This window comes from Hydrogenophaga sp. ZJX-1, assembly GCF_048590325.1.
Classification (GTDB): domain Bacteria; phylum Pseudomonadota; class Gammaproteobacteria; order Burkholderiales; family Burkholderiaceae_C; genus Hydrogenophaga.
Genome location: NZ_JBMBRA010000001.1, coordinates 304,504 through 327,353 on the forward strand (window position 1 = coordinate 304,504; position 22,850 = coordinate 327,353).

Annotated in this window: 25 protein-coding genes; 11 read left to right on the forward strand and 14 right to left on the reverse strand. The window is 65.9% G+C overall.

Annotated elements, in window-relative coordinates; all coding sequences use genetic code 11:
* Window positions 1-20: 20 nt before the first annotated feature.
* Window positions 21-671 (reverse strand): DUF5666 domain-containing protein, encoded by a 651-nt coding sequence (locus tag ACN5W5_RS01515; protein WP_420046840.1) that lies wholly within the window; start codon window positions 669-671, stop codon window positions 21-23.
* Between the two features lie 277 nt (window positions 672-948).
* Between ACN5W5_RS01515 and ACN5W5_RS01520 the strand changes: the two genes are divergently transcribed.
* On the forward strand, window positions 949-1,596 hold the full coding sequence (locus ACN5W5_RS01520) for a hypothetical protein (RefSeq protein WP_420046841.1): 648 nt from the start codon (window positions 949-951) through the stop codon (window positions 1,594-1,596).
* Between the two features lie 130 nt (window positions 1,597-1,726).
* On the forward strand, window positions 1,727-1,855 hold the full coding sequence (locus tag ACN5W5_RS01525; protein WP_420046842.1) for a hypothetical protein: 129 nt from the start codon (window positions 1,727-1,729) through the stop codon (window positions 1,853-1,855).
* 13 nt (window positions 1,856-1,868) lie between these two features.
* Here the strand turns inward: ACN5W5_RS01525 and ACN5W5_RS01530 are convergent, their stop codons facing one another.
* From ACN5W5_RS01530 to pqqA, 10 genes are all read right to left on the reverse strand, one after another.
* Entirely contained in the window at window positions 1,869-2,519 is a 651-nt protein-coding gene (locus tag ACN5W5_RS01530) for a DUF5666 domain-containing protein (RefSeq protein WP_420046843.1), read from the reverse strand.
* A gap of 245 nt (window positions 2,520-2,764) precedes the next feature.
* On the reverse strand, window positions 2,765-3,433 hold the full coding sequence (locus ACN5W5_RS01535) for a hypothetical protein (RefSeq protein WP_420046844.1): 669 nt from the start codon (window positions 3,431-3,433) through the stop codon (window positions 2,765-2,767).
* A 119-nt stretch (window positions 3,434-3,552) separates the two neighbouring features.
* Window positions 3,553-4,077: a hypothetical protein gene (locus ACN5W5_RS01540; RefSeq protein ID WP_420046845.1), complete on the reverse strand. Its 525-nt coding sequence runs from the start codon at window positions 4,075-4,077 to the stop codon at window positions 3,553-3,555.
* Between the two features lie 152 nt (window positions 4,078-4,229).
* On the reverse strand, window positions 4,230-4,841 hold the full coding sequence (locus ACN5W5_RS01545) for a hypothetical protein (RefSeq protein WP_420046846.1): 612 nt from the start codon (window positions 4,839-4,841) through the stop codon (window positions 4,230-4,232).
* Window positions 4,816-5,586, reverse strand: a complete 771-nt coding sequence (locus ACN5W5_RS01550; protein WP_420046847.1) for a hypothetical protein — start codon at window positions 5,584-5,586, stop codon at window positions 4,816-4,818. Before ACN5W5_RS01550 ends, ACN5W5_RS01545 begins: the two co-directional genes overlap by 26 nt.
* On the reverse strand, window positions 5,583-6,728 hold the full coding sequence (pqqE, locus tag ACN5W5_RS01555; protein WP_420046848.1) for a pyrroloquinoline quinone biosynthesis protein PqqE: 1,146 nt from the start codon (window positions 6,726-6,728) through the stop codon (window positions 5,583-5,585). The genes ACN5W5_RS01550 and pqqE overlap by 4 nt, the downstream gene beginning before the upstream one ends.
* Window positions 6,712-6,987: a pyrroloquinoline quinone biosynthesis peptide chaperone PqqD gene (gene pqqD / locus ACN5W5_RS01560; protein ID WP_420046849.1), complete on the reverse strand. Its 276-nt coding sequence runs from the start codon at window positions 6,985-6,987 to the stop codon at window positions 6,712-6,714. Before pqqD ends, pqqE begins: the two co-directional genes overlap by 17 nt.
* 136 nt (window positions 6,988-7,123) lie before the next feature.
* A complete protein-coding gene (gene pqqC, locus ACN5W5_RS01565) occupies window positions 7,124-7,855 on the reverse strand; it encodes a pyrroloquinoline-quinone synthase PqqC (RefSeq protein WP_420046850.1) in 732 nt (243 codons plus the stop codon).
* Window positions 7,856-7,865: 10 nt separating this feature from the next.
* Entirely contained in the window at window positions 7,866-8,783 is a 918-nt protein-coding gene (gene pqqB, locus ACN5W5_RS01570; protein WP_420046851.1) for a pyrroloquinoline quinone biosynthesis protein PqqB, read from the reverse strand.
* A gap of 89 nt (window positions 8,784-8,872) precedes the next feature.
* Window positions 8,873-8,947 carry a pyrroloquinoline quinone precursor peptide PqqA gene (pqqA, locus tag ACN5W5_RS01575; protein ID WP_068167214.1) on the reverse strand — a complete coding sequence of 25 codons (75 nt, stop codon included), beginning with the start codon at window positions 8,945-8,947 and terminating at the stop codon, window positions 8,873-8,875.
* Window positions 8,948-9,025: 78 nt separating this feature from the next.
* On the opposite strand from pqqA, the gene ACN5W5_RS01580 reads away from it, so the two are divergent.
* Entirely contained in the window at window positions 9,026-10,144 is a 1,119-nt protein-coding gene (locus ACN5W5_RS01580; RefSeq protein ID WP_420046852.1) for an alpha/beta fold hydrolase, read from the forward strand.
* Window positions 10,145-10,191: 47 nt separating this feature from the next.
* The gene (locus ACN5W5_RS01585; RefSeq protein WP_420046853.1) at window positions 10,192-11,205 is read left to right on the forward strand and encodes an MBL fold metallo-hydrolase; all 1,014 of its coding nucleotides are present in this window, start codon (window positions 10,192-10,194) and stop codon (window positions 11,203-11,205) included.
* A 107-nt stretch (window positions 11,206-11,312) separates the two neighbouring features.
* On the opposite strand, the gene ACN5W5_RS01590 is transcribed toward ACN5W5_RS01585, so the two are convergent.
* Window positions 11,313-13,367 carry a sigma-54-dependent Fis family transcriptional regulator gene (locus ACN5W5_RS01590; RefSeq protein ID WP_420046854.1) on the reverse strand — a complete coding sequence of 685 codons (2,055 nt, stop codon included), beginning with the start codon at window positions 13,365-13,367 and terminating at the stop codon, window positions 11,313-11,315.
* A 435-nt stretch (window positions 13,368-13,802) separates the two neighbouring features.
* Between ACN5W5_RS01590 and pedF the strand changes: the two genes are divergently transcribed.
* Both pedF and ACN5W5_RS01600 read left to right on the forward strand, forming a co-directional pair.
* Window positions 13,803-14,300, forward strand: coding sequence for a cytochrome c-550 PedF (gene pedF, locus ACN5W5_RS01595; RefSeq protein ID WP_420046855.1), 498 nt, complete (start codon window positions 13,803-13,805; stop codon window positions 14,298-14,300).
* A gap of 84 nt (window positions 14,301-14,384) precedes the next feature.
* Window positions 14,385-15,254: a substrate-binding periplasmic protein gene (locus tag ACN5W5_RS01600; RefSeq protein ID WP_420046856.1), complete on the forward strand. Its 870-nt coding sequence runs from the start codon at window positions 14,385-14,387 to the stop codon at window positions 15,252-15,254.
* A 341-nt stretch (window positions 15,255-15,595) separates the two neighbouring features.
* Here ACN5W5_RS01600 and ACN5W5_RS01605 read toward each other — a convergent pair whose 3' ends face one another.
* On the reverse strand, window positions 15,596-16,714 hold the full coding sequence (locus ACN5W5_RS01605) for a helix-turn-helix domain-containing protein (protein ID WP_420046857.1): 1,119 nt from the start codon (window positions 16,712-16,714) through the stop codon (window positions 15,596-15,598).
* A gap of 224 nt (window positions 16,715-16,938) precedes the next feature.
* Here ACN5W5_RS01605 and ACN5W5_RS01610 point away from each other — a divergent pair, with 224 nt between their 5' ends.
* The 5 genes from ACN5W5_RS01610 to ACN5W5_RS01630 all read left to right on the forward strand — a co-directional run bounded on the left by ACN5W5_RS01610 (window position 16,939) and on the right by ACN5W5_RS01630 (window position 21,489).
* Entirely contained in the window at window positions 16,939-17,418 is a 480-nt protein-coding gene (locus ACN5W5_RS01610) for a 4Fe-4S dicluster domain-containing protein (RefSeq protein ID WP_177137979.1), read from the forward strand.
* Window positions 17,419-17,446: 28 nt separating this feature from the next.
* A complete protein-coding gene (locus ACN5W5_RS01615) occupies window positions 17,447-19,294 on the forward strand; it encodes an aldehyde ferredoxin oxidoreductase family protein (protein WP_420046858.1) in 1,848 nt (615 codons plus the stop codon).
* 68 nt (window positions 19,295-19,362) lie between these two features.
* Window positions 19,363-20,715, forward strand: a complete 1,353-nt coding sequence (locus ACN5W5_RS01620; RefSeq protein WP_420046859.1) for an NAD(P)/FAD-dependent oxidoreductase — start codon at window positions 19,363-19,365, stop codon at window positions 20,713-20,715.
* A 77-nt stretch (window positions 20,716-20,792) separates the two neighbouring features.
* The gene (locus ACN5W5_RS01625; protein ID WP_177137973.1) at window positions 20,793-21,047 is read left to right on the forward strand and encodes a MoaD/ThiS family protein; all 255 of its coding nucleotides are present in this window, start codon (window positions 20,793-20,795) and stop codon (window positions 21,045-21,047) included.
* Window positions 21,048-21,189: 142 nt separating this feature from the next.
* The gene (locus ACN5W5_RS01630) at window positions 21,190-21,489 is read left to right on the forward strand and encodes a hypothetical protein (RefSeq protein ID WP_420046860.1); all 300 of its coding nucleotides are present in this window, start codon (window positions 21,190-21,192) and stop codon (window positions 21,487-21,489) included.
* A gap of 92 nt (window positions 21,490-21,581) precedes the next feature.
* Here the strand turns inward: ACN5W5_RS01630 and ACN5W5_RS01635 are convergent, their stop codons facing one another.
* Window positions 21,582-22,844, reverse strand: coding sequence for a nitronate monooxygenase (locus ACN5W5_RS01635; protein ID WP_420046861.1), 1,263 nt, complete (start codon window positions 22,842-22,844; stop codon window positions 21,582-21,584).
* Window positions 22,845-22,850 lie beyond the last annotated feature (6 nt).

The following is a 22,850-nucleotide window of genomic DNA, read 5'->3' on the forward strand; positions in this document are numbered from 1 at the left end:
CGCCCGCGTTCAGGCCTCATTCAATCCTTGCTGTCGTCCTCACAGGCCGATTTGTCCACGGCGTCGCAGAGGTCGTCGTTGCCGCTGTCCGAGTCATCGTTGGCGTCGTTGTCTTCGTTGTCGTCGTCCGCGTTGTCATCGGAACCACTCTGGTTTTCGACCTTGACACGGCTGGCCACCATCGTGCCGTTGCTCATCGCTCCGTACACCTCGACGCGCATGCCGATGGCCAGGGTGGTGGGGACGGCGCTCGCGTCGACGGCAATGCCATCCACACTGAAACGGGTAGGCCCTGAGTAGGCCGTCACGCGGCCATCGAGTTCGTTGGGGTCTGTGTTGTCGTCGTCGGTGTCGTCGTTGTCATCGAGCTCGACGCGTCGGGCCTGCAGCCTGCCGTTGACCATCTCGCCCTGAATCTCGACCCGGGTTCCCGTGGCCATGCCCTGGGGCACGGCATTGGAGCCACTGGCATCGACCGGGATGCCGTCAACGCTGAAGCTCTGCGGGCTGTCAAAGCTGGTCACCGTGCCCTTGTACGACTTGGCTGCGGCGGTGGTGTCGCCGTCGCTGCCGCCGCCGCAGGCGACCAGGCCGGCCATGAGCAATGAGGCAGACAGCAGCCGCAGCGCTGCCAATGGGGAACGGTTGGGGAGTGTGTGGGAGTGGTTCATGCCTTGGTGTCCTCTGTGGGTGTTTGTGGTGACGCTGCTGACCCCAAACCGGGATCGGCTGTTGGTGGGTGCCCTTGCACCGCCAGCGCAACGATGCGGGCCGTTGCTTAACGCCACCTGAAGCCGGCGAGGTTTTCTTGGTGGTTGTGCTTCATTGGCCGGCCCGCAAGGCGGGTCGTGCGGTGCTTCAGTCATACATCTCGTCACATTTGGTGACGGGACTTGCCGCTACCCTGGGTAGCATCCCGTCTGTCTTTTCGTTCACATGGAGAAACTCATGAACACAACACACCGAATCCCCACCCTTCGCCCGCTCGTGCTGGCCGTTGCCTGCCTGGCCGCTGGCGCCAGCTGGGCCCAAGTCACCGTGGACGTGGTGGTCGAACCGGTGGCGGTTGCCGACCCCGCGGTGGCTACGCGTCAGCAAGAGATGACCCTGCAACTGGCCCGGGCCAACCTCAGCCAGCAGGGCATCAGCGAGCCCAGCACCGGGCAGCTCGCCTTGGCCACCAGCGATGTGCAGGCGCTGCGCGACAGTGGCATGGGCTGGGGCCAGATCGCCAACAGCCTGGGCCTGCGCCTGGGCGCCGTGGTCAGCGCGGCCAACCGGGCCGACAAGGCCGACCGCGTGGCCGGTGTGACTGTTGGTGCCCGCGCCACCCGCCATGCGGCAGCCGCTGGTAACGGCCTTGGAGCCGGTGTGGGTGGAGGCAAGGCCTCCGGGGGCAACGGAAACAATGGTGGCGGACAGGGTGCCGGCAACAGCGGTAGCAAAGGGGGTGGTGCCAGTGCCGGCGGCAACGCGGGTGGACGCTCAAGCGGCGGAGGGAACGCCGGGGGCAAAGGTGGCGGCGGGGGGAATGGCGGGGGCGGGAATGGCGGAGGCAAAGGTGGCGGCGGCGGGAATGGCGGAGGCAAGCGCTGAGCCTGTGAGGGCCAGACCTGTCCAGATCCGGATGGGGTGGGGCTGTCGACCTGGATGGAGCTCAATCATTGATCCGCCTGCTTCAAAGGCAGGCTGATCGTCCAGCATTTTCATGCTGGACGATGGCGCCATGAACCTGCGCCTTCAGGTGATTGGCCTGAGGCTGATCAGGATCTGGGCAAAGGCGGGCAGCAAGGTGGTCGTCATCTCTGACACCACCGTCCCTGGAATCTCAAAGAACCAGAGGTGCCTGGACTGAGCCGCATGTCCGTTCAGCTTTGCCCTGACGGACCGCTGTTGTCATCGTCATCTTCGTCGTCATCGCGGTCTTCGTCGTCGTCGTCATCTTCATCGTCGTCGTCTTCATCGTCGTCGTCTTCATCGTCGTCGTCGTCGTCTTCGAGTTCAATGCGACTGGCCTGCATCACACCGTTGACGATCACGCCATGGATTTCCACCTCGTCGCCAAGGGCGAGCGTGATCGGGACTGCGGTTGCATCGACAGGAATGCCGTCCACGCTGAAACTGGTCGGACTTGTGAAAGCAGTCACCCGACCCTCGAGTTCGTTGGGATCGTCGTTGTTGTCATCGTCGTCATCGTCGTCGTCCAGTTCGACGCGCCTGGCGACAAAGACGCCATTCACCACTTCACCGTGGAGTTCCACGAGACTGCCTGTTGTCAGGCCCTGTGGCGTGGCCTGTGCACCCGAGGCGTCCACAGGGATGCCGTCCACGGTGAAGCTCGATGGACTGACAACGTCGGTAACGACGCCCTTGAAAGATTTGGCGTTCGTCAATGCGTTCTCGTCGTCAGAGCCACCACCACAGGCGGTCAGTGACGCCAGTGCCAGCACCACAGTTGCTCGTTTGATGGCATGCCAGCGAAAAGGCGAGAACGGAATGAAAGAAGCGGGCTGGTTCATGATGTGTCTCCGAAAAAGGTTGGACTGAACATGTCGGTGTCGGTGTCGGTGTCGGCACGTACCGGATTTTCAGTCTTCCGACCTGCGTGAAATGCAAGTGGCACCCGGCGATTCAGCACTTACTTTTGGTATCGACGCACCTGTCTGATCTGTCAGTTCCTCGGCCAAGATGGGAGTCCTTGAGACCTCGGGTGCCGTCCCGATTTCAATCCGCTGGAAGGAGCGCTGGCAGCTTTGGTCTGCGCTCACCGCAGCCACTCACCCGTGAGCAGGCCTCCGCTCAGGAAACCCGAGGGCACCTTTTCCTCGCGTTCGAATTTCACCAGCCCCTCACCTTGGCAATACCACTCACGGCTGATCAGAGGGATGTCGGTGAATCCGTTCACCGGGTCGGTGTAGAGGTTCAGCCGGGCCTGACCAACCACGCGCAGGCAGGGTTGGTGTTCTGTGCCGTCGGCGAGCTTCACGGTGTCATCCACCGCCTCGATGCGCCAGGTCATGTGCGCCTTGTGGGTGTATTTCAGGTCGCGCGGGTGTTCGTTCCTGCGCTGGATCAGGTAGGGCACGGTGGGCGTGGTCCATTCGGTACCGACCTGGTACGGCGCTTTCAGCACCCACAGCGGTTCGGCGTCGGCCGTGGGTTGATTGTCGATGTCGGTACGGGTGGCGATGCGGCGGATGCCTTGCTCGTCCACTTTGAGGTAGTAGCTCACGCCGGCGGAGTGGTGGCGCACGGCGACGGGCTGGTCCTGAAACGTTTCGGGTTGGGTCACGCGCAAGGTCCATTGTTCGGGCTCGCGCGGTTCATCGCCGGTGTATTGCACAACGAAGTCCTGTGCTTCGCCTTCGCGCAGGGGGAACCACTGATTGCCCTGGTTGCGGTTGCCGCACCCGGTCGCGAGCAAGGCGATCACAACAGAAGCCAGCCACGTGTGCGCGCAACCCAGCACCCACCGTGGAACTGGCTTTGCCAGGCCACTGGTGGGGTCCCCCCCGTGGGGGGGACGACGCGAAGCGGCGCAGGGGGGGCTCATCATTTCTCCGGCAGCTGCGCGCGGGGCAGGTCCGTCAATTTGATCTCGACCTTGTCGTTGCTCGCGGGCAGCAGCCAGGCCAGGCCGCCTTGGCCGCGCTTGGGTTCGGTGCTGCCCATCTGGGTGTTGCCGTCGCGGGCCTTCTTCATGCCGTCGCCCAGGATGCGGTGCAGGTCTTTCTCGTACGGCAGGCGGTGCACGCGCGGCATCGCCAGCGGCGCGTTGTCTTTCATGGGGTTGACCCAGATGTAGATGGCGCCGGGGTGGTCGCGCGCCGGGCTGGGTTCGTCGAACACGGCGGCGAGCAGCACGAAACGCTTGGGTAGAGCGTCGTCACTCGGCCAACCGGAAATGCCGAGCAGCGTCTGCTGGCCAAACACATAGAAGCCGCTGACCAGCAGCACCATGGCGGCCTTCAGGCCCCAGTGCCAGCGCGTGGCCAGGCACAGGCAAAGCAGCAGAAAGGCGAGCAGCGCGTACATCAGCACGAGCAGCAGCAACTGGGATGAAACGGCGGGGATCATTATTTTTCAGACCATGTCAGTAGGTGAGCAGCCCGGCGTGCGAAGCGCAACGGAAGAAGCAGGGCCAACCCAGTACACACCCAGGCGCCGGCTTTGCCGGGCCGTTGGTTTGGTCCCCCGGGGGGAAGACGCGAAGCGGCGCAGGGGGTGTTTCATAGTCCGGCGCGTTGAACGATGGTCAAGGGTCGGGTGTTGAGGTCGATGACGTTGCCACCTTCGTCGATGCTGAAGCGCACGAGGGTGCGTTCGTCGCCCTTGGCGGGAATCTGCTGCGTGCCGGTGTAGACGATCTCGGCCTGCGGGTTGACCTTCACCACCGCGACCGACACGTCCACCGGCAGCTTGTCCTTGCTCTCGTAGTAGTGCGCGTTGACCACGTATTCGCCGGGCACCAGGCCGCGCAGGGTGACGATCTCCTGCCGGATCGGGCTGCTGATCTCGCGGCCGTTGACCATGACGCTGTTGTTCTTGGCGCCGCGGTCGTCGCGGTCGAGGTGCAGCATGCCAGCGTCGCGCTGGCGGAACCACAGCGTCTTGCCGCCCGGCTCCAGCACCCAGGCGTCGACGTCGTTGGGGTTGTTGTCGGGCCAGGACACGGTGACGATGAACTCCGCCTTGGCCGGCACGTCGCCGGCCTTGCGGGCCTTGGGATTGAACGAGAGCAGGGCGATGACGAAACAGAAGACGAAGGCGATCAACATGTTGAACAACATGTCGTAGAACGGGTCGGTTTCGGTGTCACGGACCGCTCGGCCGATCGCCATGGGGCGGCTCCTGCGGTGGCGTCGTCGGGGGGATGGCGGCCAGTGTGTCGGCCACCAGCGCATCTGCAAAACGGTCCAGCCGCATGAGCTGCAGGCCGAGCAGGATGTTGCCGGTGAGGCCGGTCACGGTGGTGAGCAGGGCGATGCCGAGGCCGCCGGTGAGGTTCTTCAGCAGCAGCGACGACTGGCTGGCGTCGAACGTGTCCATCTGCCCCAGGTGCAACGCGAGGATGGAGAAACCGATCACCTTGCCGAGCAGGCCGAGCTTGAGCTGGATGCCGTTGAGCCACCAGGCCATCTCGTGCGGGCCGTGGGCACGCTCGCCCAAGACCTGGAGACAGATGCTGCGGTCGGCACCGGGCAGGGCGCAGCCCTGGTGGTATTCGGTGCTCCAGGCGGATGAAGAGGTGCCGGCAGCGTGTAAATGGGTGTCGAGCCACTGGCGTTGCTGGCCCAGCACCCAGGCGCGGCGTCCGGCCCAGGCCGAGCAGCCGATGAACAGCAGGACGATGGTGACAGTGAGCCCGGTCGGATCGGCTTCGACCAGACGGTGCCAGGCGCCGGCCTGCCACAGCAGCAGGGCGCCGAACAGCAGCAGGCCCATGTAGGCCAGCCAGAGCAGGAACAGGCCGTGCTCCATGCGCTCCAATGCCAGCGGGCTGTGGCGCGCGCCAGGGATGCGGCTGGCCAGCGCCGCACCGAGCATGCGGTGGTGCGGGGCGCTGGCGGGCGTGGGTGGGTTCATGCGTTGGGTTCGGCGTGCAACAGCCTGGATTCGGCATCGCTGCGGAACACGATCGGGATGTTGCGTCGCGTGGGCGCCTGTTTCACCAGCTGCACCACCTTCTCGTGGTGCGGCGACTTGCTGCACACCGGGTCGGCCTCGGTGGCGTCGCCGGTGATGAGGAAAGCCTGGCAGCGGCAGCCGCCGAAATCCTTGTGGCGTTCGTCGCAGGTGCGGCAGGGGGCCTTCATCCAGCTGTCGCCACGGAAGGCGTTGAAGGCGTTGCTGCGTTGCCAGATTTCGGCGACGGACGTGTCTTTCACGTTCGGCAGTTGCAGACCCGGCAGGTCGCGCGCGTTGTGGCAGGGCATGGCCAGGCCGTCGGGCGCGATGGAGAGGAACACCGCGCCCCAGCCGTTCATGCAGGCCTTGGGGCGTTCTTCAAAATAGTCGGGCACCACGAACAGCACGCGGGTCCTGGGGCCGGTCTTGCCTTCCTGTTCGGCGCGGAAGCGGTTGACCACCGCCTCGGCTTCCTGCAACTCCTCGCGCGTGGGCATGAGGTGGTCGCGGTTGATCCAGGCCCAGCCGTAGTACTGCGTGTTGGCGAGTTCCAGGTACTCGGCTTCGAGCGCCACGGCCATTTCGATGATCTTGCCCACGTGCGGCAGGTTGTGCCGGTGCAGCACGCAGTTCATCACCATCGGCCAGTCGTGTTGCTTGATCAGCCGCGCCACGCGCTGCTTGAGTTCGAAGGTCTTGGTGTGGCTCAGAAAATCGTTCAGCTCCTTGGTGGAGTCCTGGAACGAGAGTTGAACGTGGTCGAGTCCGGCGTCCTTCAGCTTCTGCGCGCGGGTCGGCGTGAGGCCCACGCCGGAGGTGATGAGGTTGGTGTAGTAGCCCAGGCGGTGGGCTTCCTGCACCAGTTCCTCCAGGTCGTCGCGCAGCAGCGGCTCGCCACCCGAAAAGCCCAACTGCGCGGCGCCCAGCTTGCGCGCCTGGGTCATCACGTCGACCCACTGCGCGGTGCTCATCTCGTCCTTGATGCGCGCGTGCTGCGTCGGGTTGTAGCAAAACACGCAGTGCAGCGGGCACTGGTAGGTGAGCTCGGCCAGCAGCCACAGGGGCTGACCGACGGTGGGGGCGTCAGTCGATCCAGCCACGGCGTTGTCCCTCTTCAAGAAGTGCCTGGACCTGCGGCGCCAGCCCTTCAGCGTTGAACGCCTGCTCCAGCTCGCCCACGATGGTGTCCAGGCTGCGCTCGCCATCGCAGCGTTTCAGGATTTCCGCCGCGCTGCCGTTGAGCTGCACCATGCCCTCGGGGTACAGCAGCACCCAGCGGCTCTGCGCTTCTTCGTACTGCAAGCGGAAGCGGCGCGAGAGCTTGGGTTGATTCGGCAACGTACTCATCGCAGTGCCCATGTTGGTTGTTCGATGCGGTGCAGAAACCTGTCCGGCTTGCGTGTCAATCCCAGCACACGCCGAAGATCCGGCTTTGCCGGTCCAAAGGCGTGGTCCCCCTGGGGGGAGGCCGCGAAGCGGCGCAGGGGGGCGTCCATCACTGACAGGCTTTCTCGATGGCGTCCAGCATGGTCCAGAGGATGTCCAGCTTGAACTGCAGGATGTCCAGTGCGTGGTGCTGCGCTTCGCGGGTGTTGAAGTGGCTCAGCGTGACCTGCAGGCCGTGTTCCACGTCGCGGCTGGCGAGCGGGATGCGGCTGCGGAAATAGGCCAGGCCGCTGGCCTCGATCCAGGGGTAGTGCGTGGGCCAGGTGGCCAGGCGGTCCTTGTGGATCTGCGGCGCAAACATTTCGGTGAGCGAGGAGCACACGGCTTCCTGCCACGGCGCCTTGGCCGCGAAATTCACATAGGCGTCGCACGCAAAACGCACCGCGGGCACCACGCCCTGCAGCGACCACAGGTCTTCGCGCGCGATGCCGACCGCTTCGCCCAGCCGCGTCCAGGCCTCGATGCCGCCCGCGGCCGAGCCCTCGTAGTCGCCATGGCCGTCGTGGTCCAGGATGCGTTCTATCCACAGCCGGCGGTGCGCGCGGTCGGGCATGTTGGCGAGGATGGCGGCGTCTTTGCGCGGGATGCAGATCTGGTAATAAAAGCGGTTGGCCACCCAGCAGCGGATCTCGTCGGGCGTGCAGCCGCCCGAGTTCATGCGCACGTTGAACGGGTGGTGGATGTGGTAGCTGCGGCCCTTGTCGCGCAGCTGGGCCTCGAAGGCGTCGGGGCTCCAGGCGGGCAGGTGGCTGTTGGTGCGGATGGCTTGGGCGATTTCCATGGCCGGGTCTTCAGAACGTGATGTCCATGCCGTCGTGGGCGACCTCGATGCCGTGCGCGGTGAGTTCGGCGCGTTCATCGGAGTCTTCCACCAGCATGGGGTTGGTGTTGTTGATGTGGATGAGGATCTTGCGGATGCCTGCCGGCAACCTATCGAGCTGTTCGATCATGCCGCCCGGGCCGCTCTGCGGCAGGTGGCCCATGTCGAGCGCGGCCTTGGCCGAGAGGCCCAGGCGCTGCATTTCGTCGTGGGTCCAGAAGGTGCCGTCGATCAGCACCACGGCGCAGCCGCTCATGAGCTCGATCAGCGCGGACGTGACCTCCGCCAGGCCGGGCGCGTAGAACGCGCGTTGCCCGGTGGCAGGGTTGCTGATCAGCAGGCCGATGTTGTCACCGGGGCGCGGGTTGCCGCGGAAGGGCGAATACGGCGGCGGCTTGGACGAGAGCGACACGGTCTGCACCTGCAGGCCAGGCAGGCCGGGCACGTTCACCGTGCTGCCGTCGATGGGCAGTTCCTGGCGTTGCACGCCGCAGTAGTGCGACAGGATGCCGGTGATCGGGAAGCCGCTGGAGATGTCGGAGAACACCTCGGGCGTGGCGAGCAGGGGCAGCGGTGTCTGGCGTTCGCGCAGCATCAGCAGGCCGGTGACGTGGTCGATCTGCGCGTCCATGAGCAGCACGGCGGCGATGCCGCTGTCGCGGATGGCGCGGGCCGGCTGCAGCTCGGGCGCTTCACGGATCTGGGTCAGGATGTCGGGCGAGGCGTTGACGAGCAGCCAGTCGCTGCCGTCGGCACTGATGGCGATGGACGACTGTGTGCGCGCACGCGCCTTGAGCGTGCCACGGCGAAAGCCGTCGCAGTTGGGGCAGTTGCAGTTCCACTGCGGGAAGCCCCCGCCGGCCGATGAGCCGAGAACCCGGATGCGCATGGTCGAGCCTGTTGTACGTTGGGGGTGGGGTGAAGAAAAAAGCGCACGGAGGTGGGGCCGTGCGCTTTCAGGTCAAAGCCGGCCGCGTTTCAGCGGTTGGCGATGTACATCGTGATTTCAAAACCGAAACGCAGGTCGGTGAAAGCGGGGGTGGTCCATTGCATAGTCTGTCTCCGGTAGGTGGGTTGGCATGAAACATGTCTGCTAACTTGTCAGCACCACTGCACCTCAAGTTGCACCCCATGAACAGCAATATCGATGCCACGAAAGACCAACCTAGGGATACCCCTGAGTCGGCGCTTTCCGCGGGTCGGCGCAGCGCCTGGCCACCGCCGGCCTACCTGTCCGTCGGGCGCGGTCACCGCATGGCGTTTCGCACCGCGGGCAACCCGCAGGGCGCACCCTGGCTGCTGCTGCACGGTGGCCCCGGCAGCAGTTGCCAGCCAGGCATGCTTGCGCCGCTGGACCTGTCGTGCCAGTGGGCGATCGCGCCCGACCAGCGCGGCTGCGGAGCCAGTCGCCCCAGAGGGAAAACCGCGGCCAGCACCACCCATGCGCTGGTGGCCGACATGGAGTTGTTGCGGCAACATCTGGGCGTCGAACGCTGGTCGCTGCTGGCGGGTTCGTGGGGCACGGTGGTGGCGCTGGCCTATGCACGAGCACACCCGCAGCGGGTGCAGCGCCTGGTGTTGCGTGGCGCGTTTGCGCTCAGCCGGCGCGAGGTGGGCGGGCTGCTGCAGCCGTCACGCCGGGTGCTACAGACCCTCGGCCGCGAGGCCGCCTGGCCCGCCGTGCCGGGTGTGTCATTGCCCGCGACGCTGGCCCGGCTGAGACAACTGCTTCAAAGTGGAACACCCGGTGTTGCAGGCCTGCGCGTGTCGCGGCGCTGGGCCTTGCTGGAGACGGCCTGCGTTTCGAACGGCATGCGCCGCGCGCTGCGGCAGGCGGTGACGCAGGCAACGGCTGCCCAGGCCGCCGCGATCCGGCGCGACTGGGCTGCGCTGCGGCGTCGGCAACGGAAGTCACAGGCCAGCCGACACCGCCGCGCCACGAGCCCGCTGGACCGGGCGGCGCTGAACAAATTCCGCATCCAGGCGCACTACCTGCAGCACCGCGGCTTTGTGCGGCCCGGCGCGCTGGATGGCGCCGTGCTGGGCCTGGCGCGCCAGGGCGTGCCGGTGGACTGGGTGCACGGCGCCTGCGACGCCGTCTGCCCGCCCGCCAACAGCCGTGCCTGGGCCGCGCTGGGCCGTCATCTGGCGCCGCAACGGGTCACGCTGACCGAGCCCCTGAGCGGCCACCTGGGTGCCGAGCCGGGCATGCTCGCCGCCTTGCGCGCGGTGCTGCGGAGACACGGATGAGGACACATTCCATACGCCCTCACCGAGCACGGCACGCAGGCCTGGCGATGAGCGCCGTGCTGATCCGCTGGCTGGTCGCGCTGCTGTGCTTTGGCGGCTTCGTGGCGCCGTCGCAAGCGGCCGACCCGTCAATCGATTGCCAGGCGGTCGACGCCGTGCCGTGGCAGCCGGTGGCACCGGGCATCTGGGTCTGGCCCGCGGCGGAGAACGGCGAGGTGTCGCCCGCCAACGCCGGCCATGTGCTGCCCGCCAGTGTGGTGGTCAGCGGCGGCGAGGCGCTGGTGATCGACCCCGGCCCGAGCCACCGCCACGGCCTGCGCCTGCGCGCGTCGATCGCCTGCCAATTCAAGGCGCGTGTGCGCTGGGTGGTGAACACCCACGCTCACGCCGAAAACGTGATGGCCAACTCGGCCTTTGCCGACCTGCTGGAAGCCGGTGAACTGGAGATCCTGGCCAGCGCCGCCACGCGCAGGGCCATGCAACAGCGCTGCACGGACTGCCTGGCCAGCCTGACCAGCCGCGCAGGCACAGCGGCATTGGCGGGCACGGGCATCGTGTTGCCCAGCCGCACGCTGGCGGTGGGCGAGCGGCTGCGCGTGGGCCTGCTGAGCCTTCTGGTGAAGTCCATTGAGCCCGGCCACACCGAGGGCGACCTGGTGCTCTGGAACGCCCGCCACCGCGTGCTGTGGGCCGGTGGTCTGGTGTACGACGGGCGCGTGCCCGAACTCGCGCAGGGCAGCCTGGACGGCTGGCTCGCGGCGCTGGAACGGCTGCAGGCGCTGCGGCCGCAACAGGTGCTGGGCACCGTGTGGTCTCGCGCGCCAAAGGCGGGAAAGGCAGCGCCAGCGCTGGCGGCCACACAAAACTACCTGACGGCGCTGCGCGCGCGCGTGCTGCAAGCCATGGACCAGGGCCACCAGCCACAGGAAACGGCCTGGGGCGAACTACCGGCCTACCGCGACTGGGCCGGGTACAGCGAGCGCCACGGCTTCAACCTGCAGCGCGCCTGGCGCGAGCTGGAACCCGTGTGGATGGAGCAGGGAACAGCGCCAACAAAATAATCAGCACCTCCGGCGCGAAGTGCCTTGAAGCCAGGATGCGGTGGAGCCGGCTCTGCCGGGCCACTCGCATCGCCCCTTGGGGAGGACGCCGCAGGCGGCGCAGGGGGTTACAAAGTCCCCGGAGGCAGCAGATCCTTCTTGCGGTAGATCGTGTTGCGCGAGACGCCCAGCGCCTTGGCCGCGGCCGACACGTTGCCCTTGTGCAGCCGCAGCATCTGCGCCATGGCGTTCAGTGCCACGTCTTCCAGGCGACTGCCCTCGGGCGCCGCTGGCTCGGGCATCGGGGCGGTGTTGGGCTCGTCGGGCAGCGGCTGGGCCGGGCCGATCGATCCCATCAGGCGCGGCGGGATCGGGTTGGGCAGGCCATGCTCCAGCTCTTCCAGGAAATCGTCGGGCAGATGGCTCAGCTCGATCACGCCCTGGCAGCCCACCATGACCACGGCGGTGCGCATCAGGTTGTGCAGCTGGCGGAAATTGCCCGGCCAGTGGTAGCGCTTGAAGATGTTCATGACCTCGGGCGAGATGCCGATCTGCTCGCCGTTCTCGCACAGGGCCTTGAGGATCTTGCGCACGACGAGTTCGAAGTCGGTGCGCTCACGCAGCGCCGGCAGGCGCACCACCAGGCCATTGAGCCGGTAGTACAGGTCCTCGCGGAAGTCGCCGCGCGCGATCATGTCCTTGATGTTCTTGTGTGTGGCGCAGACCACGGCCACGTCCACGTCGACCTCTTTGCCCGCACCCAGCGGGCTGACCCGGCGCTCCTGCAGCACGCGCAGCAGCCGCGCCTGCAGGTGCTTGGGCATGTCACCGATTTCGTCAAGAAACAGCGTACCGCCATGGGCCTGCAGGATCTTGCCGATGGCGCCCTTCTTGCGCGCGCCGGTGAAGGCGCCTTCTTCGTAGCCGAACAGCTCGGACTCGATCAGGGTCTCGGGAATCGACGCGCAGTTGACCGACACGAAGGGCTGGCCGGACCGGTTCGAGTCGCCGTGGATGGCCTGCGCCAGCAGGTCTTTGCCGGTGCCGGTTTCGCCCAGGATCATGACCGGGATGTCCTTGCCCGACACCATGCGCAACTTGTGGATGACCGACGACACCTGGGCGTCACCGGTGTCCAGGTATTGCAGCGACGACAGTTGCATCTTCTTGACCAGGGGTTTGGCCAGCGCCTGCGCTGCCACGCCCTGACCCGTTTCCGCGGTGAAGGCCTGCTGTCCCTGGTGGGCATCTGGCCGGGCAGCCGACCAGGGATGGGCCGTCTTGACCTTGACGCGGCACCACACCGACACGCCGTTGTGCAGCACCAGCTGCTTGGGGTTGGGCATGGCGCCGCTGAACAGCTCGAACAGTGCCGAGATCGGGATGCCGAACAGCGAAGAAAAGGTGTGGGCCTTGAGCGCCGCGAAGGGCAGGCCGATCTGGAACTGCCCGCTGCGGTTGGCCGAGATGAAACGCCCCTCGGGCGAAAACACCGCGATGCCTTCGACCAGGGTGCCCAGGAATTCCGAGCGGGTGTGGAAGTGGATGCGGATCGCCTTCGGGAAGATGTCGGCGAACATGTGGTTCTCGATCATCTGCGCCGACATGCGCACCAGTGCCAGTGTGTGCTGGTGGAAGCTGCGGTGGTCGCCGGTGACGTCGAGCGCGCCGATGACCTGGCCGTAGGGATCGAAGATGGGTGCGGCGGAGCAGGTGAGGAACTTGTTGGCGTTCAGGTAGTGCTGGTTGCCGTGCACCGTGAGCGCTTCTTCTTCGGTCAGCGCGGTGCCGATGGCGTTGGTGCCCTTGGTCTGCTCGGACCAGTCCATACCGGGCGTGAGCGCCACGCGCGAAGCTTTTTCAAGGAAGTCGGTGTCACCCAGCGAGTGCAGCACCATGCCGCGCGCCGAGGTCAGCAGCACCATGCTGTGGGTGTTGACGATCTGGTCGTACAGCGTCTCCATCACGGGGGCGGCGTGCTGGAAGAGAAAGCGGTTTTCGTCCAGCGCGTCGTTCAACACGCCACGCGAGGGGCTGGAGAAGTCGGGTTCGGCCTGCGCCGTGATGCCATAGGCCTGCGAACGCTGGTGGGACTGGCCGATCAGGTCGGGGTTCGGGGAGGCGCCAGCTGGCGCAGCCCCGACGCGTCCTTCGTCGGGGCGCGTGTGGATGCCTGCACTCATGTCGTCTCCAGGGTCGGGCGGAAATCCCCCCCAATAGTCCATGGCCCAGGGCGCATCGCACGGGGTCAGGAGGGGTGTTGTCTCGTCTGTGTCTTGTTGGTCTTGGTGCATGTGATTCTCTTCATATCTGTCCCATGAATCAACACTGGGTATTCCCGGTATGAAACATGTTGTACCGACTGCCTCTTTGTGTGCCAAAGCAATTTGCCCGCCACCGGGTGTGGCCACCTGGGTGCCGCTGGCGGGTGCTTTTGAATGCCAGTCTGTGACAGCGCGCCGGTCCGATGAGGCGCAAATGATTCAAATTGGAACACCTGTGCCCGGCGCGTTCGCGCTGGATGGCCGACTGTCCAAGGATTTCAAGGCACCTGGTGTCGGTGGCCCGCATATTGCTGATTGGGGGTGGAAACCCTTTGACAACAGGAGACATCCCCCATGAAAGCCTCACTCTTCAAGAAACCTTCTCGCACCACGCTGCGTGTCCTGGCCCTGGCGGCCAGTGGTCTGGTGGCCGCCGCCGTCATGGCCCACGGCGACGTGGTACCGCAAAGCGTGGACACCACCACGTTGCCGCAGCTCGGCGCCAAGTGGCTGGACGCCAACCCCTATAACGAAGAGAGTCCGGCCCGCAAGGAAGCCCTGCGCATCGGTACCTCGGCCTACAACCAGAACTGCGCGCGCTGCCACGGACTGGAAGCCATCTCCGGTGGCATTTCGCCCGACCTGCGCAAGCTCGATGGCGACTGCACCGGCCTGGCTGATGAGGCCAAGAAGGCCGCCTGCTTCAAGGAGATGGACGACTACTTCATCTCCACCGTGCGGCGTGGCCGTGTGCGCGATGGCCGTGTCTACATGCCCCCCTTTGAGGGCACACTGACGCAGGAAGCGGTGTGGGCGATCCGCACCTACATCGAGACCCGTCGCGAGCCCTGATCCGCCCCGTCGCCACGCCCACAACCACAAGAGAGACAACACACCATGCCGTCCGTTTCGAAAAGCTTTCAGGAACTCCCGCCCGTGACCCGCGGCCTGACCCGCCGGCAGACGCTGGCCGTGCTGATGCCACTGGTCGCCGGGCACTACTCGGTGTATGCGCAGACCGAGCTGACCGACCTGGCCCGCATCCGTGCCAACGGCATGTTGAAGGTGGCTGTGTACAAGGACAACGCGCCGTTTTCCGATGGCGCGGCGGCCGACATGAAAGGACTGGATGTGGCGCTGGCGGAAGCACTGGCTCGCCAGATGAGCCTGAAGCTCTCGCTGCTGCCCTTTGATGCCGGCGAGAACATGGGCGACGACCTGCGCAACATGGTCTGGAAAGGCCACTACCTGGGCTATGGCCCGGCCGACCTGATGCTGCATGTGCCGGCCGACAAGTACCTCGCACAGAAGAACCCGCAGGTGATGATCATGGCGCCGTACATGCGGGAGTCGGTGGTGCTGGTGCACGACACGCGCAAACTGGCCGATGCCGCGGTGCCCGAAGACCTCAAGGGCGTGCAGCTCGCCGCCGAGCGCGGCGCGGGTGCGGCCAGCGTGCTCATGGGCTACGGCGGTGGCCTGTTGCGCAACCAGGTGTCGATCTTCAACACCGGCACCGAAGCGGTCCAGGCCGCGGTGGACGGCAAAGCGGCGGCGGCCCTCGTGACACGCGCACAGGCCGAGTCGGTGCTGTCGCGCAACCCGGGCAGCGCCACGCATTTCCGCATCACCAAGCTCAACTTCAACAACGGCATCGCCGACACCGGCTGGCCCGTGGGCATGGCGATCAAGTCGGGCCACAAAGAGCTGGGCCTGGCGCTGGAAGCGGCACTCAAGTCACTGCGCGAGAGCGGTGAGTTGCTGAAGATTTTCCAGCAGCACGGGATGACGCTGACCGCGCCTTGACAGGTTCCCCCCTGCGCCGCTGCGCGGCTTCCCCCCAGGGGGACCACGCCCTTGGACCGGCAGAGCCGGATCTTCGGCGTGTGCTGGGCTGATGCACGCGCTCCGGAGAGGCTGTGGGCTCACGGGAGCAAACTGCCGCATCGCAAAGGACCCAACCGGCGCGATGTGCCTCAACCCAGAACGCGGTGGAACCGGCTTTGCCGGGCCACTCGCGTTGCCCCTTGAGGGGCGGAGCGGTTACGCGAAGCGAACAAGCGACGGGGGTGGGGCCAGTACCTCGGCTCTGCCGGTCCAAGGGCGTGGTCCCCCTGGGGGGAAGCCGCGAAGCGGCGCAGGGGGGGCTACCTCCGTCCGATTTTTCGGTACACCGTGGCCCGGCTGATGCCGAGCACGCGGGCGGCTTCCATCACGTTGCCGCGCGCTTCTTCCACCGCGCGGCGGATGAGTGCGGTTTCCACGTCTTTCAGCGGCACGCTGGTTCTGAGCGGTCGCTGCGAGGCGGCCGTGCCGGCGCGCCCGTCGTTCAGGCGCGCGAGCACCTGCAGGCGCAGGCCCGACCACAGGGGCAGCTCGACAGCACCGCGTTGCGCGCGGGCGGCATCGAACAGGCTGTCGGGTGGCACGGCGATCACGTCGCTGCAATGTGGCCAGGGCGCGCCGGCGGGCAGGGTCAGCATGTCGGCCGCCGCGCGGTTGGCGCCGCTGATGCGGCCATCGGCATCCAGGCACACCAGACCGTCGCTCTCTTCGCCGGGCGAGCGGCCGGGCCAGTTCAGGCGCAGCAGCAGGTGGTGCGGCTGCGCCAGTGTGAGCGCGTTCTCGATGCTCAGCGCCGACTGGGTGACCAGGTGTTTGAGGGCCGGGCGTTCGGGCACGTTGATGCCGGTCAGGTCCAGCATGCCGACACAGCGGCCATCGGGCCCGAACAGCGGGGCGCCGGCGCAACTGTAGGCGCTGGTGTCGTCAAAGAAGTGTTCGCCGCGGTGCAGCCACACGGGCTGCTGCTCGGCCAGTGTGGCGCCGATGGCGGTGGTGCCCACGGCCTGCTCCGACAGGTCCACGCCCACGCGGGCGATCAGGTGTGCGAGGCGGTTGTGGTGGTCGATCGGGCCATTGACATCGATCACCACGCCCTGGGCATCGGTGAGGATGGCGAAGTAGCGGGTGTCGGCCATGGCGCGTGCGAGCTGCTGGATGACCGGTGCTGCCGCGCGCAGCAGCGGCTGGTTGGCCTCGATCACGCGGCGCATGGCCACGCTCGACACCGGGTCGAAAGCCAGGCGCTGGTCGGGCTGCAGGCCTTGCGCCAGACAGCGCCGCCAGGAACGTTCGATCCAGGGTTCCAGCCGGGCTGCGGCGGCCATGCCGTCGCTCTGGAACACCGCCTGGCGCGCGTGCTCGATGAGGGTCAGCCGGTCGGACGTGTTGCTGGCTGCCTGGGGGGGCTGGCGGATGCTCATGGGAGTGTCTCGTTTTTGTTCAAATTTTTGTCTGCCACGCCACAGACAGCATCAAGTATGCCAACGGCTGCGGTGTTTCATTTTGAGAATTTCCGCGGGTGCGGTGGAGCGAATGAGGGATAACCCTGACCACAAAGTGGAACAGCCCACCAACAATGGCTAGGCAAATCTTTTCATAAGCATGGCGCAGCACAAGTGGCGCCGCACCCCCACAGGAGAACCTCATGCAGAAAGTCCTGCACATCAACCCGGACAAATGCACCGGCTGCCTGCAGTGCGAAATGGCCTGCTCGTTCGAGAACTACGGCACCTACGCCACCTCGAAGTCCCGCATCAAGGTCTTCGATTTCCACCACACCGGCAAGAAAGTCCCCTACACCTGCACGCAGTGCGACGAGGCCTGGTGCCTGCACGCCTGCCCGGTCGAGGCGATCACCGTGGACAAGATGACCGGCGCCAAGGTGGTGAACGAAACCACCTGCGTGGGCTGCAAGGTCTGCACCATCGCCTGCCCGTTCGGCACCATCAACTACGTGCAGGAAACCGGCAAGGTCCAGAAGTGCGACCTCTGCGGTGGCGAGCCGGCCTGCGCCGAAGCCTGCCCGACCGCCGCGATCACGTTTGTGGACGCCAACTGGACCGGCATCGACAAGATGAAACAGTGGGCCGACAAGCTGGGCAACCAGCCGTCCGCTGCCGCCTGATCCCCCCAACCCATTCAAGGAGCACAACATGTCTTGGGCTGGAAAAATCCTCCGCGTCAACCTGACCGCGGGCACCGTCAAATCCGAACCGCTGAACATGGAGTGGGCGCGTTCCTACCTCGGTTCGCGCGGCCTCGGCAGCAAATACCTGATCAGCGAGATCGACCCCAAGGTCGATCCGCTGTCACCGGACAACAAGATCATCTGGGCCACCGGCCCGCTGACCGGCACCATGGCCTCCACGGGCGGGCGCTACACCGTCATCACCAAGGGCCCGCTGACCGGCGCCATCGCCTGCTCGAATTCGGGCGGCTACTGGGGCGCCGAGCTCAAGATGGCCGGCTGGGACATGATCATTTTTGAAGGCAAGTCGGACAAGCCGGTCTACCTCTACATCAACGACGACGACGCCGAACTGCGCGACGCTTCGCACCTCTGGGGCCAGAGCGTGTGGAAGACCGAAGAGATGCTCAAGACCGGTCTGCAGGACCCGCTGCTGCGCGTGTCGAGCATCGGCAAGTCGGGCGAAAACGGTGTGCTGTACGCCGCCGTGGTCAACGACCTGCACCGCGCGGCCGGCCGCTCGGGCGTGGGCGCCGTCATGGGCAGCAAGAACCTGAAGGCGATCGCCGTGCGCGGCACCAAGGGCGTGGGCAACATCCGCGATCCGAAGGCCTTCATGAAAGTCACCTTCGAGAAGAAGAAGATCCTGGCCGAAAACGCCGTGACGGGCCAGGGCCTGCCGGCCTACGGCACGCAGGTGCTGATGAACGTGATCAACGAGATGGGTGCATTGCCCACGCGCAACCACCGCGACGTGCAGTTCGAAGGCGCCAAAGACATTTCGGCCGAAGCCATGGCCACGCCGCGAGAGAGCGACGGCAAGAAGCACCTGGTGACCAACCAGGCCTGCTTCGGCTGCACCATCGCCTGCGGGCGCATCAGCAAGATGGACGAAGGCCACTTCACCGTGGCCAACAAGCCGCAGTACTGGGGCGCCAACGGCGGTCTGGAGTACGAAGCGGCCTGGGCGCTGGGCGCGGCCAACGGCGTGAACGATCTCGAAGCGCTGCAATACGCCAACATGCTGTGCAACGAAGAGGGCTTCGACCCGATCAGCTTCGGCGCCACCGTGGGCGCGGTGATGGAGCTCTACGAAATGGGCGTGCTCACCGCGGAGCAGCTCGGCATCGACGCCAAGTTCGGCTCGGCGCAGGCGCTGGCCCACTTCGCCGAGATCACCGCCAAGGGCGAAGGCTTCGGCAAGGAGATCGGCCAGGGTTCCAAACGCCTGACCGAAAAATACGGCCACCCCGATCTGTCGATGAGCGTCAAGGGCCAGGAATTCCCGGCCTACGACGGTCGCGCGATCCAGGGCATCGGCCTGGCTTACGCCACGTCCAATCGCGGCGCCTGCCACCTGCGTGGCTACACCATCGCGTCGGAAGTGCTGGGCATTCCGGTCAAGACCGATCCGGTCGAGAGCGAAGGCAAGCCGGAACTGGTGAAGGCGTTCCAGGACGCCACCGCCGCGTTCGACTCGTCGGGCCTGTGTGTGTTCACCACCTTCGCCTGGGGCGTGGCCGATCTGGCGCCGCAGCTGCAGGCCGCGTGCAACGAAGAGTTCACCACCGAAGAGCTGGAGAAGATCGGTGAGCGCATCTGGAACATGGAGCGCGAATTCAACAACGCCGCCGGCTTCACCGCCAAGGACGACAGCCTGCCCAAGCGCCTGCTGACCGAAGCGGCCAAGACCGGTGCCTCCAAGGGCATGGTCAGCAAGCTGCCCGAGATGCTGCCCAAGTACTACGCCGCGCGTGGCTGGGACCCCGAAGGCCGCCCGACCGCCGAGACCAAGGCACGCTTGAGCCTCTGATCTTTCGCATCGGGGACATCAAAGAAGCGGTCCCCTGCGGCCGCTTCTTTCTTTTGGAGAACACTTTCATGACCCACCACGTCATCCTCGGCGCCGGCCCGGCCGGTGTCATCGCGGCCGAGACCATCCGCAAGCACGCGCCCCACGACCGCATCACCGTCATCGGTGACGAAAACGAAGCGCCGTACTCGCGCATGGCGATTCCCTACCTGCTGATCGGCAAGGTCGGCGAGGAGGGCACGCACCTGCGCCACACGGCCGGCCACTTCGAGGCGCTGAACATCAAGGTCTTGCGCGGCGTTCGCGCCAAGCAGCTGGACTTGGCCAACCGTTGCATCGGGCTGAGCGACGGCAACACGCTGCACTTCGACAAGCTGCTCATCGCCACCGGCTCATCGCCCGCGACGCCGCCGATTCCCGGCATTGACGGCCCGGGCGTGCACAGCTGCTGGACGCTGGCCGACGCGCGTGCCATCGCCAACCTGGCCAAGCCCGGTGCCAAGGTGCTGCAGATGGGCGCCGGCTTCATCGGCTGCATCATCATGGAATCGCTGCAGCAACGCGGCGTGGAGTTGTCCGTCGTCGAGATGGGCGACCGCATGGTGCCCCGCATGATGGGCCCCACCGCGGGCGGCATGATCAAGGACTGGTGCCAGAAAAAGGGCGTGAAGGTCTTCACCGGCGCGCGGGTCGAGGCGATCGAGCGCGGTGACGGTGCAGAGCCCGGCCTGCTGGGCAAGATCGCGCAGGTGGTGGGTATCGGGTCGTCGAACGCATCCAACGGCAAGATGCAGGTGCGCCTGTCCACCGGTGACCGCCTGGAGGCCGATCTGGTCATCAGCGCCACCGGCGTCAAGCCCAACATCGGCTTCCTGGAAAACAGCGGCGTGCGCTGCCTGGTCGGCGTGCTGACCGACGAACACCTGCAGACCAACGTGCCCGGCATTTACGCCGCCGGCGACTGCGCCGAGGCCTTCGACAAGGTCAGTGGCAAGACCATCGTCAGCGCCATCCAGCCCAACGCCGCCGAGCAGGCCCGCGTGGCCGCGCTCAACATGGTGGGTCAGACCGCCGAGCTGAAAGGCGTGACGCAGATCAACGTGCTCGACACGCTGGGCATGATCTCCACCAGCTTTGGCAACTGGGAAGGCCTGCCGGGTGGCGAACACGTGGAGCTGACCGACGAGAAGTCGGGCCGCCACCTGAGCCTGCAGTTCAAGGACGACCTCATGGTCGGTTGCAACAGCGTGGGCTGGACCGACCACGTGGGCGTCATGCGGGGCCTGGTGGAAGGGCAGGTGCACCTGGGCGAATGGAAGGACACGCTGATGGCCGACCCGACCAGGCTGATGGACGCCTACCTCGCCAGCGCGCAGGGGCAGGGGCAGTGGAGCGGCGCTGCCGACGACCGCCGCCGCTGAGTCCATTCCGCCGCTCCGTCAGGGGCGATACCCGGCGCCGCTGACGCGGCGCAGCCCGGAATGGGAAAATCACATCCATGAAAATCACGTTCAAGCTCTTCGCCACCCTGACGGACTACCTGCCCGCCGAGGCACGTCGCAGCAACCTCGTCGAGCTGGACGTGAGTCCGGCTGCGCCCATCAGCCAGATCATCGAACCCTTTGGCCTGCCGCCGAAGCTGGTGCACCTGGTGCTGGTCAACGGCAAATACGTGGAGCCTGAAAAACGCATGACCGCGACGCTGGCCGAAGGCGACGTGCTGGCCATCTGGCCGCCCATCGCGGGCGGTTGATTGATGAAACACCCCCGCCGCGCTGCGCGCGAACCCCTCCAGGGGGCGACACCAGCCGTATGGCAAAGCCAGGCCGGCGGTGTCTCCGGGTCAGACCCTTCGCCCCGGTTTGGACCGGGGTCCGCGTTGCGGGAACGCTGACGTGCAGTCAAGCTACGCTGAGACCTTCGAGCGCGACATGGGCTGCACCGAAACCGAGTGGCTGGGCTGGCTGCCCGCGGCCATCGGCAGTTGCCCCTGGCAGCTTGATGGTGGATCAGCCCGGGTGGATATCGCCCCCGGCGCGCTGCAGCTCCGCTGGCAGGTCATGCCGCCGCGCGTGATCGCGCTGATGCGCATGCCGGTGCTGCGTGTGAACTTCGCCTTCAGCGGACTGGACGCGGCACAGCGCTTCGCCTTCATGAAGCGCTTCGACCTGTACATGCAGCGCGGGGGTGGTTGAGCGCTGCGCAGGGCGTGGCCTTGCGCGGTGCACTGAAAAAGACAAAGGCCGCTGCGAGCGGCCTTTGTCTTTGGAGCGGTCGAGACCCGGGTTCAGGCGGGCACGGCTTCCGGCTCGGGCAGCGAAACCCGGTTACCGGTGCTGAACTGGTAGTCCTTGAACACGTGTTCGGCGCTGAGCAGCTGAAAGCTGCCGTCGGCGTTGCGCACGGTGGTGTCTTTCAGACGCCAGGTGAGCTGGCCGCAGGTCCAGATGTCGAAGTTGCGCATGTGGGTGCACAGGCAGGTCTTGTCCATGACCTTGATGCGCTTTTCATCGGGGTGCGCCGCCACTTCCCGGTTGTAGGCCGTGACGTAGGCGCACTTGCCGTTGGCATCGAGCAGGTAGCCGTAGGCCTCGCAGTTCGGGCGGATGCCGTCGCCGATGCCGGGGCTGCTCTTGATCATGCGCATCGGGTAGCCCGTGGGCGAGATCTCGTTGACCTCGATGTCGTCTTCGTTGGCCTTGAAGTACTCCTGCTTGATGTCGTCGGGCAGGCCGCATTCTTTGGTGACGGTGAAGCGCGTGGCCACCTGCACGCCCGAGGCGCCCATCTCCATGAAGCGCACGGCGTCACTGCCGGTGAAGATACCGCCGGCGGGGATGACCGGGATGTCGAGCTGCTCGGCCTTCATCCAGGCCAGGATCTCGGCCACGATGGTGGCCAGGTCGTACTGCGCCCAGTCCATGCCGAAGCCCAGGTGGCCGCCGGCCAGCGGGCCTTCAACGACCACGTAATCGGGCAGGCGGTTCAGGCGGCTGTTTTTCTTCAGGAACAGCTGCAGCGCGCGCAGCGAGCTGACGATGATGCCGAGCTTGGCGTCGCGGAAACGCGGGTGGTCCTCGATCAGCGCGAACGAGCCAAGATGCAGGCCGGCGGCGAGCGTGATGCCGTCGATGCCCGCGTCCAGCGCGGAACTCATGCGCACCTTGAGCGTCTCCTTGGGCGCGTTCATCGTCAGCTTTTCCATGCAGTTGATGAACACCTGGCCAGGCCCCGTTTTGCGGGCCATGGTGTGTTCGACATGCAGCCGTGTCGCTTCGGCCAGATCGTCCAGGTTGAACTTGATGGCGGACTTGTCCTCCGAGGCCATGTTGTACTTGTACATGGCCTGTTTGGCCTTGACGAACTTGGTCTTGTAGCGGCGGTCGGTCACCGTCTTGATCATGGCGTCGGAGATGTGCCCGACACCGCCCAGGCGGGCGGCTTCCAGTGCCAGGTCGGCAGAGGAAATGTCCACCCCCATGCCGCCGATCATGATGGGCACCATTTCCTGGCGGCCCATCTTCAGGCGGAAATCTTCCAATCGTCTCATAGTCAG